This window comes from Microbacterium sp. HM-570, assembly GCF_054165885.1.
Genome location: NZ_CM135111.1, coordinates 739080 through 755436, shown reverse-complemented (window position 1 = coordinate 755436; position 16357 = coordinate 739080). Strand labels below are relative to the sequence as shown.

The 16357-nt window shown below is 67.7% G+C and carries 16 protein-coding genes; 11 read left to right on the top strand and 5 right to left on the bottom strand.

Translation table 11 applies throughout. The features are described from left to right. Nucleotides 1–4: 4 nt before the first annotated feature. Nucleotides 5–565 (bottom strand): isopentenyl-diphosphate Delta-isomerase, encoded by a 561-nt coding sequence (idi, locus tag ACT9TC_RS03560; RefSeq protein ID WP_458042059.1) that lies wholly within the window; start codon nucleotides 563–565, stop codon nucleotides 5–7. 108 nt (nucleotides 566–673) lie between these two features. Between idi and ACT9TC_RS03555 the strand changes: the two genes are divergently transcribed. The 6 genes from ACT9TC_RS03555 to dapF all read left to right on the top strand — a co-directional run bounded on the left by ACT9TC_RS03555 (nucleotide 674) and on the right by dapF (nucleotide 6644). Continuing rightward, nucleotides 674–1105 carry a MarR family winged helix-turn-helix transcriptional regulator gene (locus tag ACT9TC_RS03555; RefSeq protein ID WP_458042058.1) on the top strand — a complete coding sequence of 144 codons (432 nt, stop codon included), beginning with the start codon at nucleotides 674–676 and terminating at the stop codon, nucleotides 1103–1105. Nucleotides 1106–1373: 268 nt separating this feature from the next. Next, nucleotides 1374–2426 (top strand): recombinase RecA, encoded by a 1053-nt coding sequence (recA, locus tag ACT9TC_RS03550; RefSeq protein WP_458042057.1) that lies wholly within the window; start codon nucleotides 1374–1376, stop codon nucleotides 2424–2426. 2 nt (nucleotides 2427–2428) lie between these two features. After that, nucleotides 2429–3187, top strand: coding sequence for a regulatory protein RecX (locus ACT9TC_RS03545; protein ID WP_458042056.1), 759 nt, complete (start codon nucleotides 2429–2431; stop codon nucleotides 3185–3187). Between the two features lie 66 nt (nucleotides 3188–3253). Then, nucleotides 3254–4807, top strand: a complete 1554-nt coding sequence (gene miaB, locus ACT9TC_RS03540; protein WP_458042055.1) for a tRNA (N6-isopentenyl adenosine(37)-C2)-methylthiotransferase MiaB — start codon at nucleotides 3254–3256, stop codon at nucleotides 4805–4807. Next, the gene (miaA, locus tag ACT9TC_RS03535) at nucleotides 4804–5742 is read left to right on the top strand and encodes a tRNA (adenosine(37)-N6)-dimethylallyltransferase MiaA (protein WP_458042054.1); all 939 of its coding nucleotides are present in this window, start codon (nucleotides 4804–4806) and stop codon (nucleotides 5740–5742) included. The genes miaB and miaA overlap by 4 nt, the downstream gene beginning before the upstream one ends. A 29-nt stretch (nucleotides 5743–5771) precedes the next feature. Beyond that, a complete protein-coding gene (gene dapF / locus ACT9TC_RS03530) occupies nucleotides 5772–6644 on the top strand; it encodes a diaminopimelate epimerase (protein ID WP_458042053.1) in 873 nt (290 codons plus the stop codon). A 26-nt stretch (nucleotides 6645–6670) separates the two neighbouring features. Here dapF and ACT9TC_RS03525 read toward each other — a convergent pair whose 3' ends face one another. After that, nucleotides 6671–7315 carry a class I SAM-dependent methyltransferase gene (locus ACT9TC_RS03525; protein WP_458042052.1) on the bottom strand — a complete coding sequence of 215 codons (645 nt, stop codon included), beginning with the start codon at nucleotides 7313–7315 and terminating at the stop codon, nucleotides 6671–6673. Nucleotides 7316–7446: 131 nt separating this feature from the next. On the opposite strand from ACT9TC_RS03525, the gene hflX reads away from it, so the two are divergent. After that, on the top strand, nucleotides 7447–8964 hold the full coding sequence (gene hflX, locus ACT9TC_RS03520; RefSeq protein ID WP_458042051.1) for a GTPase HflX: 1518 nt from the start codon (nucleotides 7447–7449) through the stop codon (nucleotides 8962–8964). 99 nt (nucleotides 8965–9063) lie between these two features. Here hflX and ACT9TC_RS03515 read toward each other — a convergent pair whose 3' ends face one another. The 3 genes from ACT9TC_RS03515 to lexA form a co-directional block, all read right to left on the bottom strand. After that, entirely contained in the window at nucleotides 9064–10998 is a 1935-nt protein-coding gene (locus ACT9TC_RS03515; RefSeq protein WP_458042050.1) for an alpha/beta hydrolase family protein, read from the bottom strand. Nucleotides 10999–11049: 51 nt separating this feature from the next. After that, nucleotides 11050–12459 (bottom strand): hypothetical protein, encoded by a 1410-nt coding sequence (locus tag ACT9TC_RS03510; RefSeq protein ID WP_458042049.1) that lies wholly within the window; start codon nucleotides 12457–12459, stop codon nucleotides 11050–11052. A 70-nt stretch (nucleotides 12460–12529) separates the two neighbouring features. Continuing rightward, nucleotides 12530–13291, bottom strand: coding sequence for a transcriptional repressor LexA (lexA, locus tag ACT9TC_RS03505; protein WP_458042048.1), 762 nt, complete (start codon nucleotides 13289–13291; stop codon nucleotides 12530–12532). Nucleotides 13292–13595: 304 nt separating this feature from the next. Here lexA and ACT9TC_RS03500 point away from each other — a divergent pair, with 304 nt between their 5' ends. The 4 genes from ACT9TC_RS03500 to hisH are packed head-to-tail and all read left to right on the top strand — an operon-like array spanning nucleotide 13596 to nucleotide 16355. Next, nucleotides 13596–13976 carry a LysM peptidoglycan-binding domain-containing protein gene (locus ACT9TC_RS03500; RefSeq protein WP_458042047.1) on the top strand — a complete coding sequence of 127 codons (381 nt, stop codon included), beginning with the start codon at nucleotides 13596–13598 and terminating at the stop codon, nucleotides 13974–13976. Between the two features lie 38 nt (nucleotides 13977–14014). Further along, on the top strand, nucleotides 14015–15100 hold the full coding sequence (locus tag ACT9TC_RS03495; RefSeq protein ID WP_458042046.1) for a histidinol-phosphate transaminase: 1086 nt from the start codon (nucleotides 14015–14017) through the stop codon (nucleotides 15098–15100). Next, nucleotides 15097–15699, top strand: a complete 603-nt coding sequence (gene hisB, locus ACT9TC_RS03490; protein WP_458042045.1) for an imidazoleglycerol-phosphate dehydratase HisB — start codon at nucleotides 15097–15099, stop codon at nucleotides 15697–15699. The genes ACT9TC_RS03495 and hisB overlap by 4 nt, the downstream gene beginning before the upstream one ends. After that, nucleotides 15696–16355, top strand: a complete 660-nt coding sequence (hisH, locus tag ACT9TC_RS03485; RefSeq protein ID WP_458042044.1) for an imidazole glycerol phosphate synthase subunit HisH — start codon at nucleotides 15696–15698, stop codon at nucleotides 16353–16355. Before hisB ends, hisH begins: the two co-directional genes overlap by 4 nt. Nucleotides 16356–16357 lie beyond the last annotated feature (2 nt).

Below are 16357 nucleotides of genomic sequence, written 5' to 3'. Positions count from 1 at the left end.
AGACTCATGACGCGAGGCGACGGTCGTTCACGGAACGGTGCGCCGTGAACAGATCGAGCTGCTGCGCCTGCAGAACCAACCAGGGGCTGAAGGCCCAGGGAGTCGCCTCGAGCGAACGCGCGAGGTCCTCGGGTCGCACCCACGTGAAGTCCACGGCCTCGTGGGGGTTCAGGACAAGCTCGTCGCTCGTCCGCGCCGTGTAGACGGGGCAGATTTCGTGCTCCACGATTCCGCTGGCATCGACGGCGCGGTAGCGGAAGAGGGGGAGCGCGAGCTCGAGGGACGAGACGGTGATGCCGAGCTCGTGCTCGGCGCGTCGACGGACCGCCGCGACGACGGGCTCGGCGGGGCGGGGATGACCGCAGAACGAGTTCGTCCAGACGCCGGGCCAGGTCTGCTTGTCGAGGGCGCGACGGGTGACCAGAATGCGTCCCTCATCATCGAGGACATGGCACGAGAATGCGAGATGCAGTGCTGTATCGGTACCGTGGACGCTGGCCTTCGGGGCAGTTCCGATCTCGTTTCCCGCCTCATCGAGGAGGACAACGTAGTCGGTGTCGGGCATGTACGTGCTCCCCTGTTAATTCGCTAGTTTAGCTAGCTAATCGCTGTCTTCCGATGATACACATGAGCCAGAGGGGGTGTCCACGCATTGACTGATCAGAAAGAATCCGTGCGCTCTGCCCTCCTCGCGCTGCGCAGTCTGGGTGATGCCCTCGACCGGATGCACGGCGAGGTCGGCGACGAGATGGCGATGAACCTCACCGATCTGCGGGCACTGCGCATGATGGTCGAGTGGGAGCGGCGGGGCACCGCTGTGAGTCCGCACGATCTCGCTCGGCACCTCCGCATCTCTACGGCATCGACGTCGAAGATGGTCGATCGATTGGTCGCTGCCGAGCATGTTGAACGCAAGCCCCATCCGACCGACCGCCGGGCGCGCGTCGTGGTGCTGACGGAGCATTCGCGGAGCACGTTCTATCGGCACTTCGGGGGGCATCTCGGCGCCATGCGCGAGATTGCGAGCGACTACGACCAGGCGCAACTTGCCGTCATAGCGGATTTTCTCGATCGGATGGCTCAGGCGCTCGATCCGCGTACCTGATCGCCTGTGAACGCATTGCTCGTGGAAGTCTTCGACGACACGCCCGCGCTTTAGTCGAAACTATGTTCGTCGCTGGATAAGCTCCTGCACAGGTGGATGAGGTGCAGTTTCTCCACGAAGGCGAACGGCCGCACGACGGATGTCGGAGGCCCTTCCTAACGTGAGAACCACACCGAGCCCCGCTCACGCCTTGTCGAAGTATCCGGATCGCCGATCCGGCTGCGCGACAGACTGCAGGCGATGGACCGCGAGACAGAAGGAGCATCCCATGCCCAACCCCGCCGACCGCGAGAAGGCCCTTGAATCGGCCCTCGCACAGATCGACCGCCAGTTCGGAAAAGGCTCGGTCATGCGCCTCGGCAGCGATGACCGCGCTCCCGTCGAGGTCATTCCGACCGGTTCCATCGCCCTCGACGTCGCCCTCGGAGTGGGCGGACTGCCCCGCGGCCGCATCATCGAGATCTACGGTCCGGAGTCGTCGGGTAAGACGACTCTCACGCTGCACGCCATCGCGAATGCCCAGCGTGCGGGCGGCATCGCCGCCTTCATCGACGCGGAGCACGCGCTCGACCCCGAATACGCCATGAAGCTCGGCGTCGACATCGACCAACTGCTCGTCTCGCAGCCCGACACGGGTGAGCAGGCGCTCGAGATCGCCGACATGCTGATCCGCTCGGGTTCGATCGACCTCATCGTGATCGACTCGGTCGCAGCGCTTGTGCCGCGCGCCGAGATCGAGGGCGAGATGGGTGACTCGCACGTCGGCCTGCAGGCACGACTGATGTCCCAGGCGCTTCGCAAGCTGACGGGTGGTCTGAACCAGACCAACACGACGATGATCTTCATCAACCAGCTGCGCGAGAAGATCGGCGTGTTCTTCGGATCCCCCGAGACCACCGCGGGTGGTAAGGCACTCAAGTTCTACGCCTCGGTCCGCCTCGACATCCGTCGCATTGAAACGCTCAAGGACGGATCGGATGCCGTGGGTAACCGCACGCGCGTCAAGGTCGTCAAGAACAAGATGGCTCCGCCCTTCAAGCAGGCCGAGTTCGACATCCTCTATGGCACGGGCATCTCACGCGAAGGTTCGCTGATCGACTTCGGTGTCGAGCACCTGATCGTGAAGAAGTCGGGTGCTTGGTACACGTACGAGGGAGAGCAGCTGGGTCAGGGTAAAGAGAACGCCCGCAACTTCCTGCTGAAGAACCCCGAGACCGCCAACGAGATCGAGCACAAGATCAAGCAGAAGCTCGGTATCGGCATGCCCAAGGCTCTGCCGCAGGTCGCGGATGACGAGCTGGCACAGCGCCGGCCGGCCTGATCATGCCGACCAACGACGGTGACGGGGGCGGGCATCTGGCTCCCGTCACCTACCTCCCGGGTGCGGACCGCGGCGCGGAACCCCAGCGTGGGCAGACCGCACCCGAGAGGGCGGTCGCGCCCCCGAGTCGCAAGGTGACTTTTTCGCCCGAGTATTGGGCCGAGGACGAGGCCCCGACGGCCGCCCCGACGGCCGGGCTGACGACCGCTCCACGTAAGCCGGTGGCGATTTCGACGCGGGATGAACTTCCGGATGACGATGACGAGCCCGGGGTTGATGTCGAGGGTGCGACGCAGGCACTGGTAAAGCGGCTCCGCACACGTCAGCTTTCCGCAAAAGAGGCGCGGATGATGTTGGCCGAGCGCGGTCTCGACAGTGCGGCGGCGGAGGATGTGGTGGCGGACTTCGAGGCGCGGGGGTATCTCGATGATGCTCGTCTGGCCGAGCAGCTCGTATATTCCGCGACCAGCCGAAAGGGCCAGGGGCGTCGTGCGATCTCGCAGACGCTCTCGGGTCGAGGGATCCCGCGGGAGGTCGTCGATGCGGCCCTCGACGAACTTCCCGACGACGAGGCCGAGCGTGCGCTCGACTTCGCCCGGCAGAAGGCCCGTTCGATGGGCTCGCTCGATCGCGACGCAGCCGTGCGCAGGCTGCACGGTCAGCTCGCGCGCCGCGGATTCGGCGGATCGATGGCCATGACCGCAGCCAAGCAGGCCCTTGACGAGGCCGGCGTCGGTTCGTCCCAGGTCCGCTTCCGCTGACGCCGTTCTCGCGGACGGACTGCTCAGCGCCTCGAGGCGACGTGGGCTCGTAGAATCGGACACATCATGTCTTCTCTTTCTTCGGCCCCGACGCTCATCGCGCCATCCGCGGCCGCACGCGCCGAAGACGGCGCCGCCCGCACCTACGAGGTGCGTACGTTCGGCTGTCAGATGAACGTCCACGACTCCGAGCGCCTCTCCGGATCGCTCGAGAGCGCCGGATACGTCCGCGCGGATGCCGGGTCCGAGGCGGACGTCATCATCATCAACACCTGCGCGGTGCGTGAAAACGCATCGGGCAAGCTCTACGGCACGCTCGGGCATCTCGCATCCGTCAAGCGCCGTAAGGACGGCATGCAGATCGCCGTCGGCGGGTGCCTGGCCCAGATGGACAAGCAGGCCGTGATCGACAAGGCCCCCTGGGTCGACGTCGTCTTCGGCACGCACAACATGGGTTCGCTCCCGCGCCTGCTCGAACGCGCGCGGCACAACGGCGATGCCGAGCTCGAGATCCTCGAATCCCTCGAGGTGTTCCCCTCGACGCTTCCGACCAAGCGCGACTCGGTCTACAGCGGCTTGGTGTCGATCTCGGTCGGATGCAACAACACCTGCACCTTCTGCATCGTCCCGACCCTGCGCGGCAAAGAGCGCGACCGTCGCCCGGGCGACATCCTCGAAGAGGTCAGCCTGCTGGTCGACGACGGTGCCATCGAGGTCACGCTGCTCGGGCAGAACGTCAACTCCTACGGTGTCGAGTTCGGCGACCGTCACGCCTTCGGCAAGCTGTTGCGCGCGACCGGCGAGATTCGCGGACTCGAGCGCATCCGCTTCACGAGCCCCCACCCGGCAGCCTTCACCGACGACGTGATCGACGCGATGGCCGAGACGCCGTCCGTCATGCCGCAGCTGCACATGCCCCTGCAGTCGGGCAGCGACCGCATCCTCAAGGCCATGCGGCGTTCGTACCGTAGCGAGAAGTTCCTCGGCATCCTCGACCGGGTCCGTGAGCGAATCCCCAACGCCGCGATCACGACCGACATCATCGTCGGATTCCCCGGTGAGACCGAGGAAGACTTCGCCGAGACGCTCCGCGTCGTGGAGCAGGCCCGCTTCGCCAGTGCCTTCACCTTCCAGTACTCGATCCGCGAAGGCACGCCCGCCGCGACCATGCCCGATCAGGTGCCGAAGGCGGTCGTGCAGGAGCGCTATGAGCGCCTGATGGCATTGCAGGACCGCATCTCCCTCGAAGAGAACCGAGCGCAGGTCGGCCGCGAGGTCAACGTGCTCATCTCGTCTGGTGAGGGTAAGAAAGATGCCGCGACCCACCGCCTGACGGGACGCGCCGAAGACAACCGGCTCATCCACGTCGAGCTGCCTGCAGGCTCCGAGACGCCCCGCCCGGGCGACATCGTGACCGCCGTCGTGACGCACGCGGCACCGTTCTACCTGCTCGCCGACGCGCCAGCCGGTGCGCCGCTGCGCATTCGGCGCACGCGGGCGGGGGATGCCTGGGATCGCACGCAGTCTGAGTCGTGCGCCGTGCCCGCCCCGGCGGCTGGAGCATCCGGTGCGCCGCGCGCGGTGTCGCTCGGACTGCCCGTGATGCCGCCGCGGGCGTGAGCGTAAAGCCCGCCGGGTCCGATCACGCGACGCCGCGGTTGATCGCCGTCGTCGGCGCGACGGGCACAGGCAAAAGCGCGCTGTCGCTCGACCTGGCCGAAGCGCTCGGGGAACGCGGCGAACGTGCCGAGATCGTCAACGCCGATGCGATGCAGCTGTACCGCGGCATGGACATCGGCACGGCGAAGCTCCCGCTCGCTGAGCGCCGTGGCATCCCGCACCATCTGCTCGACGTGTTGAACGTCGACGAAGACGCCGCTGTCGCCGCGTACCAGGCCGAGGCCCGGCGGGCGATCGAGCAGATTCACGCCCGGGGGGCGCACGCCATCCTCGTGGGCGGCTCCGGTCTTTACGTGTCGAGCGTGCTCTACGATTTCTCGTTCCCGCCACGCGATGAAGTACTCCGCGCCGAGCTGGAGGCCGAGCTCGAGGCGCACGGGCCCGGCATCCTCTTCGCGCGGCTGCGGGAGCAGGACCCCGCAACCGCCGCCCGGATCGATGCGCGCAACGGCCGCCGGGTCGTGCGTGCGCTCGAGGTGCTGGCACAGGGGAGCGCGACCCACGGCGCCGCGCTTCCGGACGAGCCGGTGCCGTGGCACCCGTCGACAGTCATCGGTCTGCACGAGGAGCGCTCCGTGCTGGTCGAGCGACTCGATGCGCGGGTCGAGTCGATGTGGGAGCAGGGGCTGCTCGACGAGGTCGAAGCGCTGCGGGCCGAGGGCCTCGAGCGCGGCACGACAGCACGTCGAGCGCTCGGGTACGCGCAGGCCCTCGCCCAGCTGACGGGCGAGCTCACTCAGACAGAGGCGATCGCGCAGACTCAGGCTCTGACCCGTCGGTACGCCCGCCGTCAGGTCTCGTGGTTCCGCCGCTACGCGGACGTGCTCTGGTTGCCTGCGGCCGAGGCAAGCGCGGCACGAGCGCTCACCGAGTGAGATGAAGCTCGCGCCCTAGACTTGTCGGTATGCTCGGCACCGTCACGTTCACCAAAGGCCACGGCACGGGCAACGACTTCGTCATCATCGCGGATCCGGATGGCGCACTATCGCTGACCGACGATCAGATCGCGGCCCTGTGCGACCGACGCTTCGGCATCGGTGCAGACGGCATCCTGCGCGTCGTTCGTTCGGCGGCCATCGACGAGGGTGCGTCCGCCGCGGCTTTGGGTGCCGAGTGGTTCATGGACTATCGCAACGCGGATGGCTCGAAGGCCGAGATGTGCGGCAACGGTATCCGCGTCTTCGCGCACTACCTCGCCGAGTCGGGGCTCGCCGAGATTGACGCCGCCGGCATCCCGATCGGTACGCGGGCCGGGGTCAAGCATGTGGCCCGGTCGAACGACGGCTTCGTAGCGGATCTCGGTGTGTGGGACGTGGATGAGGATGCTCCGACGGTGCGGGCGCGCGGACTGAGTGTGGCACGGCCTGGCCTCGGGGTCGATGTCGGCAATCCGCATGTCGTCGTCGCGCTGCCCGGTGAAGACGAACTCGAAGCGCTCGAGCTGACGTACAAGCCGGTTCTCGAGCCCGAACCGGTCGCCGGCGCCAACGTGGAGTTCGTCGTGCCCGCGGAGCCTCTCGTTCAGGACGGCGTCGGGGTCATTCGGATGCGCGTCTTCGAGCGTGGCGTCGGCGAGACCCTCAGCTGCGGCACGGGTGTCGCGGCGGCTGCCCTGGCCGTCCGGCACTGGGCAGGAGCCGGAGCGCCCGACGCCTGGCGCGTGGACGTCCCCGGCGGAACGCTCGGTGTACGGATGGTTGCTCGCGACGGCGAGATGCACGTGCTGCTGTCTGGGCCTGCTGTGCTGGTCTTCTCGGGCGACGTCGCTCTCGCCTGAGCGGACACGCGCTGTCGAGCTCGCTGTCAGCTGATGATGTCGAGCGGCGTCGTCGGCGGCGAACCGTGGCGACGGACGCGGATCACGCGGTAGCCGCGCCCCGTGGCAGCGCGATGAACGCTGTACCCGTGCTCGAACGTCGAGGCCAGCCAGCGTTGCAGGGAATCGGAGCCCAGGTTTCGCTGCACCACGAGCCACGCGTCGCTGCGCTCGTCGAGCCGAGGGATCCAGCGCTCGAGCAGGCCGTGCAACTCGTTCTTGCCCACCCGAATCGGCGGATTGGAGCGGATGCTGCGAAACACCACGTCGTCGGGAACATCATCGGGCAGGACGGCGTTCACGTTAGGGAGTTCGAGTCTTGCGGCGTTCCGACGCACCAGGTCGAGGGCTCGTTCGTTGACGTCCACGGCCCACACGGTTGCGTGCGGAGACTGCATCGCCAGGGTCAGGGCAACCGGACCCCATCCGGAGCCCAAATCCAGCAGGTGCCCTCCGGCGGGAGCTGCAGGGGTGTTCGCGAGCAGTACGGCAGTCCCAGCGTCCAGACGATCTGGGCTGAAGACCCCACCAGCGGTCGTCAACTCGACGGATCGACCATTCAAGTCGACACGGATCTGACGTAAATTCTCGGCGCTGGCGGGACTCGCAGAGAAATAGTGGTCGCTCGCCATGGGTGCGAGCGTAGCGGAGTACCCGTGTCGCGCGGGAGGCTAGAGTTTTACGACGTCGCGCGGACACGGACGACCACGGATGCCAGGGGCTCTCTTCACGAGGCGGCACGAGGCATCCGGAGAGGAAATACATGACCGACACCATCCCGACATCGAACGAGAACGGCGAGGCCGACGACGTCGTCGCTCGCGTTCTGGCGCGCGCCGAAACACGGTCGGGCGTTCGCACGTTCGGGGCGGCGCAGGCGCTGCAGGATGCCTCGACCACCGCTCGCGCCGATTCCGATGGTGACCAGTGGGATCGCGAAGATCGTCAGGCGCTTCGGCGCGTTCCGGGACTCTCGACCGAGCTCGAGGATGTCACCGAAGTCGAGTACCGGCAGCTGCGGTTGGAGAACGTCGTGCTCGTGGGCGTCTACCCGCAGGGCGAGCAGGAAGACGCCGAGAACTCTCTGCGGGAGCTCGCGGCCCTCGCCGAGACGGCGGGCGCTATCGTGCTCGACGCCGTGCTCCAGCGCCGCCCGCATCCGGACCCCGCGACCTATCTCGGCAGCGGCAAAGCGCAAGAACTCCGTGACCTCGTCGCGGCGGTCGGCGCGGACACCGTGATCGCCGACACCGAGCTGGCGCCCAGCCAGCGGCGCGCGCTCGAGGATGTCGTCAAGGTCAAGGTCATCGACCGCACCACGGTCATCCTCGACATCTTCAGCCAGCACGCGAAGAGCCGTGAGGGCAAGGCGCAGGTCGAGCTCGCGCAGCTCGAGTATCTGCTCCCGCGCCTGCGTGGTTGGGGTGATTCGATGTCGCGTCAGGCCGGTGGCCAGGTCGGTGCCGGCGGCGCGGGCATGGGATCGCGCGGCCCTGGTGAGACGAAGATCGAGCTGGACCGTCGACGCATCCGCACGAAGATGGCGCTTTTGCGCCGTCAGATCCGTGACTTCGCACCGGCCCGCGAGGCCAAGCGTGCCGAGCGCACCCGCAACACGATCCCCTCGGTCGCGATTGCCGGGTACACCAACGCGGGCAAGTCGAGCCTGCTCAACCGGCTGACGAGCGCGGGTGTGCTGGTCGAGAACGCCTTGTTCGCGACGCTCGATGCCACGGTCCGGCGCTCCGAGACGGTCGACGGGCGTGTTTTCACGCTCACCGACACCGTCGGTTTTGTCCGCAACCTCCCGCACCAGCTGGTCGAGGCGTTCCGCTCGACACTCGAAGAGGTCGCGGGCGCGGATGTCGTCCTGCACGTCGTCGATGCAGCACACCCCGACCCGGCGAGCCAGCTCGCCACGGTTCGCGATGTCATGGCCGAGGCGGGCGCTCGCGACGCGCACGAGATCGTCGTCTTCAACAAGGCCGACCTGATCGATGCGGACGATCGGATGGTGCTGCGTGGCCTTGTGCCGGACGCGATGTTCGTCTCGTCCCGTACCGGCGAGGGCATCGACGAGCTGCGCACCGCGGTCGAGGCGGCGCTGCCGCTCCCGGCCGTCGAGGTGCGCGCGCTCGTGCCCTACGACCGCGGAGACCTGGTGTCTGCGGCGCACGACTCGGGCCTCATCATCTCCGAGGGTCATGAAGAGGGTGGCACGGCGCTGCACGCCCACGTCTCGGCCCGCCTCGCGGCCGAGCTCGCGCCCTTCCTCCGCTGACCGTACCCGTCGTCACGGGCGGTTCCCCTGGCAGTTGTTGTGGTTCGCGGGTCCGGTTCGTCACGTCTTGTGCCAGGGGAGCCGCTCCGAACGGCCCGCTCAGGGAGCCGACTCGAGGGGCAGCGCGGGAACGCCGGGAGTGGCGAACCCGAACACCTGCCCGAGAAAGCTCAACTCGCTCTCGAGCGCGTGCTGGATCGTCTCGGCGCGACGGAAGCCGTGCGATTCGCCCTCGTAGACCACGAGGGCATGGCTGATTCCTTGCGCCGCGAGGGCGTCGCGCATGGCGTACGCCTGCGCGGGCGGCACGACCGGGTCATCCGCTCCCTGCAGCAGCAGCACGGGAACGCTGAGGCTATCGATACGCCCGAGCGGCGATCGTTCCTCGTACACCGCCTCGGCCTCCGGCAATGGCCCCACGAGTCCGTCCAGGTAGTGGGATTCGAAGTCGTGCGTGTCTTCAGCGAGGGCGCGAAGGTCCGCGACGCCGTACCGGCTGATGCCCGCCGAGAACGTCGTGGATGTCGTCAGCGCCGACAGAACGGTCCACCCGCCGGCCGATCCGCCCTTGATCGCCAGCCGGTCGCCGTCCGCGAGTCCCGCCGAGACGAGGCCCTCGGCTGCCGCGACGACGTCCTGGACGTCGACGACCCCCCACTGTCCGGCTAGTCGTTGCCGGTACGCGCGACCATATCCGCTCGATCCGCCGTAGTTGACGTCGAGCACACCGATGCCGCGACTCGTGAAGTAGGCGACGGCGGGAGATGCCTCTCCCGCGACGTGGGCGGTCGGCCCGCCGTGCACGGTGACGATGTAGGGCGGACGCTCGCCGGCGGGGCCCTCCACGCCCGGATTGGTCGGCGGGTAGGCGAAGGCGTGCACGGCTCCGCCGGGTCCGTCGAAGGTCATGGCGACGGCTTCGGGCAGCCATCCGATGCTTCTCGACGAGACGCCGCCGCGGAGGGGGCGTGAGGACTCAGGGTCATCGATGTCCACCAGCCAGAGTCCCGAGGGGGTCGTTGCGCCCGCGCCCGTGACGAGGGCACGAGTGCCCTGAACGTCGCGGATCAGCACCTGCGCGGACAGGGGCGTCGGGATCGCTCGAACCGAGCCATCCGCGTCCTCCACGACAACTTCGTCGCGGCCGTGTGTACGCACGGCGAGGATCCGACCGTCCTCGAGCGGGGCGAACCATCGGGCGCCCAGGTTCCACAGCGGCCCACCGGTGTCGGTGTCCGATTCCTCGGCCACGGTCGGTTCCGGGATGCCCCCAAGTCGACGGCGCTCGAGCGTCCACCGGCCGGAGCGGTCGGTGGTGTAGGTCAGCTCGTCGGCACCCGTCCACTCAGGCTGCAGAACGGACTCGTGGGCTCCACCGGCGACGATGCTGGTCTCGCCACTGGGCGTGTCGAGCACGACCAGCTGGGTGGCATCCCAGGGCATGTTCGGATGATTCCACCCGATGTACGCCAGCCGATCGCCGTTGGGCGAAAGACGCGGGTATGCGAGAAAGTCATGGCCCGCTGCGAGCGAAACCGGGGCGGAGGGGGCTGCATCAGCCGAGGAGGAAATCTCGACGACGTCACGCGCCGGATGGTGCCCCTCGCGCGAGACCTCGCGCACGGCGAGCAGACGCCCGTCTGACCACGTCAGGTCGCCGTACTGCGTGCCCGGGGCCTCAGCGGTCAGGGGACGGGGCTCGCCGTCCGCCCCGAGCCGCCATACTCGCTGATCCGACTGCTCGACGAAGAAGAGGATCCCGCCGTCATCCACCGTCCATGCGCCACCGCCGTACTGGTGGACCCGCGAGCGGGCACTCCAGGGTGCGGGCAGTACGACGTCCGCGTCCGCGCCGTGGTCGGTGTCCCGGGGCAACCGCAGGATGGCCGTGCGACCACGCTCCGCGGGCAGCGACTCGCTCCACCACACGTCGCGGGCGATGAAACGCGCGCCGTCGATGCGCGGTGCCGACGTCGTGACCTCGGCGGCCGAGATGGGGGAGGGCCAGGTTCCGAAAGGCAGGATCGTGGTCATCACGACAGGCTACGCGGAGGTGCCGACGACGCGTGTGTGAAGCCGGCTGCCCTACGCGGTGACGCGCTGGGGCGCACTGGGCTCCGGTGCACTGAGCTCGGGCTCGGCGCGTGCGGGTTCATCGTCTACCGCATCGCTCTGTGCGAGTTCGGTCGCCCACCAGGCCAGGAGCGCGACGATGAGGACGAGTGAGACATCACCGATCGAGAGGGGGCGGAGCGTCAACAGCCAGAGGATTACCAGCGCGGCGAGGGCGACCCGCACCAGGACGCGGTACGTGTAGATCCACCGACCGACGCGGCCCGTATCCGCTCCGCTGGATCGAAGCGTCGAGCGCAGGCGATGGTTGATGCCTGCGGCGCCGGTCCGGATGGCGATGGCGGCTGTGCTCCGCCCCTGCACCCACGCAAGAATCGCGAGCAGAACGCCGATCAGCGCGATCACGGCCGCCGTGTCGCGCATCGCCGTGATGATCTGTTCGTAGATGGCATCGACGGCCGTGATCGGCAGAGCGAGTTGCGACGCCGCGATCGACGCAACCGTCGCGCCGATCGCAAGGGCTACGGCGAGGGCTCCGCCGCCGAGCGCGATGGCCACGCCCGTTCCGACGAGTGCGACGCTCTTCCGGCGTGCGAGAAGGACCCCACCGACGAACAGGGCAAGGGTGACGAGTGGCAGCCACCATCCGACCGCCGCCGCGATTCCGTAGACGATGCGAACGGTGACGAGAGCGTCGCTCTGGACGAGCACGATCGTGCGATCGACGGAGGGAACTGCCGAGGCGAAGCCGACCCCCTGGGCCACCAGCCGCTCTTTCACCTCGTCGATGATCGGGGCGAGCGAGATGCCGACCTCGCCCGTGTCGCTGATGGTGACGGCGCCCGTCGGGGTCGTGCCCGTCGCGGCCGCGGCCAGCCCACGATGGCTCGCGCGGAGGGCCGTCTCCCAGACCGAGGCGAACACGTCCGATTCCACGAGCTGAGTCACGGATGTGCCGATCAGGCCGCGGAGCCCTTCGACCGCTGGTCCGCGAAGCAAGTCGATCGCTGCCGTGGCGCGGGGCGGCAGGCCGAGGCCACCGAGTCCGTCGAACAGATCGTCGGTCAGCCCCTGCAGATCGAGCGACTCGTCGATCGCAACCGTCGCCTCATCGACGATCAGTGCCTGAACAGCGGGATCCTGCGCCAGGGGAGCGAACGTCGCGACAAATGCGGTCTCGTCGACGAGTTCGGTGCGAGCCCACGCCGAGACGATCGAGACCGGTACCAAGAGCGCCGCGACGACGATCACTGCCGAGGACAGAACGCCGCGCCACGTGCCCTTCCGCGGACGCGAGACGCGGTCCGGGCGGTCGGGCGTCTCGTCGAGGCGCGACCGGAGCTGTTCGTTTTCGGCTTCGAGTTCAGCGAGCCGACGCGCGACATCCGCATCGTTCGCGGAGGCAGGGGTGGGGTTGGTCACATCTCCTTATACCGCCCCGACGCATGTGCGCGCAGGTTCTCCCGCCCAACAGCGCGCGGCCCGCGGGACGTCAGACGGCGCGCAGGACAGCGACGACCTTGCCGAGCACGGTCGCGTGATCACCGAGGATCGGCTCGAACGCGCTGTTGCGGGGCAGCAACCATGTGTGCCCGTCGCGCCGCCGGAAGGTCTTCACGGTCGCCTCGTCGTCGAGCATGGCCGCCACGATGTCCCCGTTCTCAGCGGTCGCCTGCGTGCGGACGACAACCCAGTCGCCGTCGCAGATTGCTGCGTCGATCATCGATTCGCCCGAGACGCGCAGCATGAACAGTTCGCCCTTGCCGACGAGCTGGCGCGGGAGCGGGAATACTTCTTCGACCTGCTGGTCGGCAGTGATGGGGACGCCCGCAGCTATGCGGCCGACGAGGGGCACCATTGCGGCGTCGCCGACGGGCGGGGCCGCGTCTGCGGGATTCTCGGCCGCGCTTCCCGGAAGATCGATCAAGATCTCGATCGCGCGGGTCTTGCCCGAGTCGCGGCGAAGGTAACCCGACAGCTCGAGCTGGTTGAGCTGGTGGGTGACGCTCGAGAGCGAGCGCAGGCCGACGGCGTCGCCGATCTCGCGCATGCTCGGCGGGTAGCCATGCGCCTGCACCGCGCGCTGGATCACTTCGAGGATCGCGAGCTGTTTGTCGCTGAGACTCTTGCGACGCCGCGTGCGCGGCCGCGGCCCGGCTACTTCTCCTGCGACGGATACGTCGTCCGCACTCGCGTCGGAGTCCCTCTCGGCATCCGACTCCGCCAGCGCGGAATCCCCGGGCTCAAGCGTCATGTCGTGCTCCTTCCGCCGTACGAGGCGTCGCTCTGAATGCAATGTCGGTGGTCGCTGGTGTACTGCTCTTGCACCAGCGCGACCATCGAAACACTATCCGGTCCGTGGGACATTTCGGCACATCTGTTCGAGCGTGTCGAACGATTTCGGGCCATTCGAAGCGCAAGAAGGACTTGACAAGATGAAATACTCGAAGATAACTTCGGAACACAACTTCGCATCCGGCTCTCCCGGCCGAGAGTCGGATGCGGAGCTGGAATCGCGATCGGCCCTGACGGACTCGCGGCCCCCACGCTCATCCCGCGTGACACAGCACCGCACGATCCAGGAGGACAAGATGATCACCGCACTCATGCCGATGCCATCGCACACTCGCCTGCGGCTGACGGCGCGCGGGCGTCGCGTCGTCGTGAGCATGGTGTCTCTGCCTCTCGCGGCGGCGGTTTTCGTCGGCGTGCTCGCGAGCGGTGAGGCCCTCGCCTCGCGTAGCGTTTCGGCGTCGACCGATGAGTTCACCACCGTGCTGGTCGAGCCGGGCGACACCCTGTGGTCGATCGCCCTCGAGATGGCACCGGCCTCCGATCCGAGGGATGTCGTAGACGAGATCGTTCGCCTGAACGCGCTCGGGTCTTCGTCAGTTGTCGCGGGACAGAGCATCGCGATCCCGGCCCACCTCGCCTCCTAGACGTCGCCCCTCTGCCCGCGCGTCGTAGCATGGGAGGGGTGAGCGCATCCCTCGAAGACCTTCCTCTCCGCGACGATCTCCGGGGAAAGATCCCCTACGGGGCTCCTCAGGCAAGCGTGCCGATCGCGCTGAATGTCAATGAGAACACCCACCCGGTTCCGCAGGAGGTCGCCGACGACATCCTCGACGGGATCGCCGTCGCGCTGCGTGAGATCAACCGCTATCCCGACCGCGAGTTCGATACGTTGCGCACCGCGTTTGCCGACTATCTCGGCCACGGTCTGACTTCCGAGAACATGTGGGCGGCGAACGGATCGAACGAGGTGCTGCAGCACATCATGCAGGCCTTCGGGGGGCCGGGCCGCACGGTGTTCGGATTCGGTCCCACCTATTCGATGTACCCGCTCTTGGCGGCCGGAACCGGAGCGAGCTGGATCGCGGGCGATCGCGGACACGACTTCACGCTGACCCCCGAGTTCGCTGCCGAGCAAGTGGCCGCGGCAGATCCCGACATCATTCTGTTGTGCTCCCCGAACAACCCGACGGGAACGCCGCTGCCGATCGATGTCATCGAGGCGGTGTACGGTGCCTCCCGGGGCGTGGTCGTCGTCGACGAGGCGTATTGGGAGTTCGCGCCGCACGACCAGCGGTCGGCGTTGACGCTCCTGCACGATCGTCCCCGTCTGGCGGTGTCACGCACGATGAGCAAGGCGTTCGCCTTCGCCGGTGCACGCGTGGGTTATCTCGCGGCTGACCCCGCGTTCATCGACGCGCTGCGCCTCGTGCGACTGCCGTACCACTTGAGCTCGCTGACGCAAGCCGCGGCGCTCGGTGCGCTGCGCCACGCCGACACGATGCTCGCGATGGTCGATGACATCGTCGGGCAACGTGACCGCATGGGTGCGACGCTGTCCGCGCTCGGCTACGAACCCTACGAGTCGTGGACCAACTTCATCCTGTTCGGCGGGGTAAGTGATCCCGCCGCTACCTGGCGCGCGCTGTTCGAACGCGGGGTACTCGTGCGCGACGTCGGCCTGCCCGGCACGCTGCGGGTCTCGGCCGGCACGGAAGACGAGACCACAGCATTCCTCGACCAACTCGCGTCGATAGACTCGCAGGCATGAGCGAGCGCACGGCGAGCAAGACTCGTCGCACGAGTGAGTCATCCGTCGACCTCGAAATCAACCTCGATGGAACCGGTCGGAGCAGCATCGACACGACCGTTCCATTCTTCGATCACATGTTGACGGCATTCGCGAAGCACTCGCTGACCGACCTGACCGTGAAGGCGACGGGCGACACGCAGATCGACGCGCACCACACGGTCGAGGACGTCTCCATCGTGCTGGGCATCGCCATCCGCGAGGCGCTCGGCGATAAGGCCGGCATCTCCCGCTACGGCGACGCCCTGGTCCCGCTCGACGAAGCCCTCGCGCAGGCTGTCGTCGACATCTCGGGTCGTCCCTACCTGGTGCACACGGGTGAGCCGGCAGGCTTCGAACACCACCTGATCGGTGGCCACTTCACGGGATCTCTCGTGCGGCACACATTCGAGGCGATCGCGTTCAACGGCGGCCTCACCGTGCACGTTCGGGTGCTGGAGGGGCGCGACCCTCACCACATCGCCGAGGCCGAGTACAAAGCTTTCGCCCGAGCCTTCCGCCAGGCCAAGTCGCTCGATCCCCTCGTCGAGGGGATCCCGAGCACCAAGGGTGCGCTGTGACGGATGACGGGGCTCGCCCGCTCGTCGCCGTCCTCGACTACGGCTCCGGCAACGTCCACTCGGCCGTCAAGGCGCTGCAGGCCGCGGGCGCTGATGCGCGACTCACGTCGGACCCGCAGCTCGTGCTCGAGGCCGACGGTCTTCTGGTGCCTGGCGTCGGTGCGTTTCGCGCGGTCATGGAGGCGCTGCGGGCGAGCGGCGGGGACCGACTGATCGACCGGCGTCTGGCGGGCGGGCGCCCCGTGCTCGGCATCTGTGTCGGCATGCAGGTTCTGTTCGAGCTCGGCGTCGAGCGTGGCGTGGATACCGAGGGCATGGGGGAATGGCCGGGGGTCGTTCGCGAACTCGACGCGCCCGTTCTGCCCCACATGGGATGGAACACGGTCCGCCCCGATCCGGGGTCGAGGTTGTTCGCCGGCCTCGAGGATGAGCGCTTCTACTTCGTCCACTCTTTCGGCGTGCAGGAATGGCTGATGGAGGCGAACGGGCCTTTCGCCAACCCGCATCTCACATGGACGGACTACGGCGCACCGTTCCTCGCCGCGGTGGAGAACGGGCCGCTGTCGGCGACGCAGTTCCACCCCGAGAAGTCCGGCGCCGCGGGCATCCGTCTGCTCGCGAATTGGATCGACGGCCTGACCCCGACTAACATCTAGGC

Bases quoted from the DNA above. Each gene is read 5' to 3' on its own strand.
- idi (WP_458042059.1), bottom strand. From the start codon at position 565: ATGCCCGACACCGACTACGTTGTCCTCCTCGATGAGGCGGGAAACGAG.
- lexA (WP_458042048.1), bottom strand. From the start codon at position 13,291: ATGACGCTTGAGCCCGGGGATTCCGCGCTGGCGGAGTCGGATGCCGAG.
- ACT9TC_RS03545 (WP_458042056.1), top strand. From the start codon at position 2,429: ATGCCGACCAACGACGGTGACGGGGGCGGGCATCTGGCTCCCGTCACC.
- ACT9TC_RS03525 (WP_458042052.1), bottom strand. From the start codon at position 7,315: ATGGCGAGCGACCACTATTTCTCTGCGAGTCCCGCCAGCGCCGAGAAT.
- recA (WP_458042057.1), top strand. From the start codon at position 1,374: ATGCCCAACCCCGCCGACCGCGAGAAGGCCCTTGAATCGGCCCTCGCA.
- ACT9TC_RS03515 (WP_458042050.1), bottom strand. From the start codon at position 10,998: ATGACCACGATCCTGCCTTTCGGAACCTGGCCCTCCCCCATCTCGGCC.
- hflX (WP_458042051.1), top strand. From the start codon at position 7,447: ATGACCGACACCATCCCGACATCGAACGAGAACGGCGAGGCCGACGAC.
- hisB (WP_458042045.1), top strand. From the start codon at position 15,097: ATGAGCGAGCGCACGGCGAGCAAGACTCGTCGCACGAGTGAGTCATCC.
- dapF (WP_458042053.1), top strand. From the start codon at position 5,772: ATGCTCGGCACCGTCACGTTCACCAAAGGCCACGGCACGGGCAACGAC.
- miaB (WP_458042055.1), top strand. From the start codon at position 3,254: ATGTCTTCTCTTTCTTCGGCCCCGACGCTCATCGCGCCATCCGCGGCC.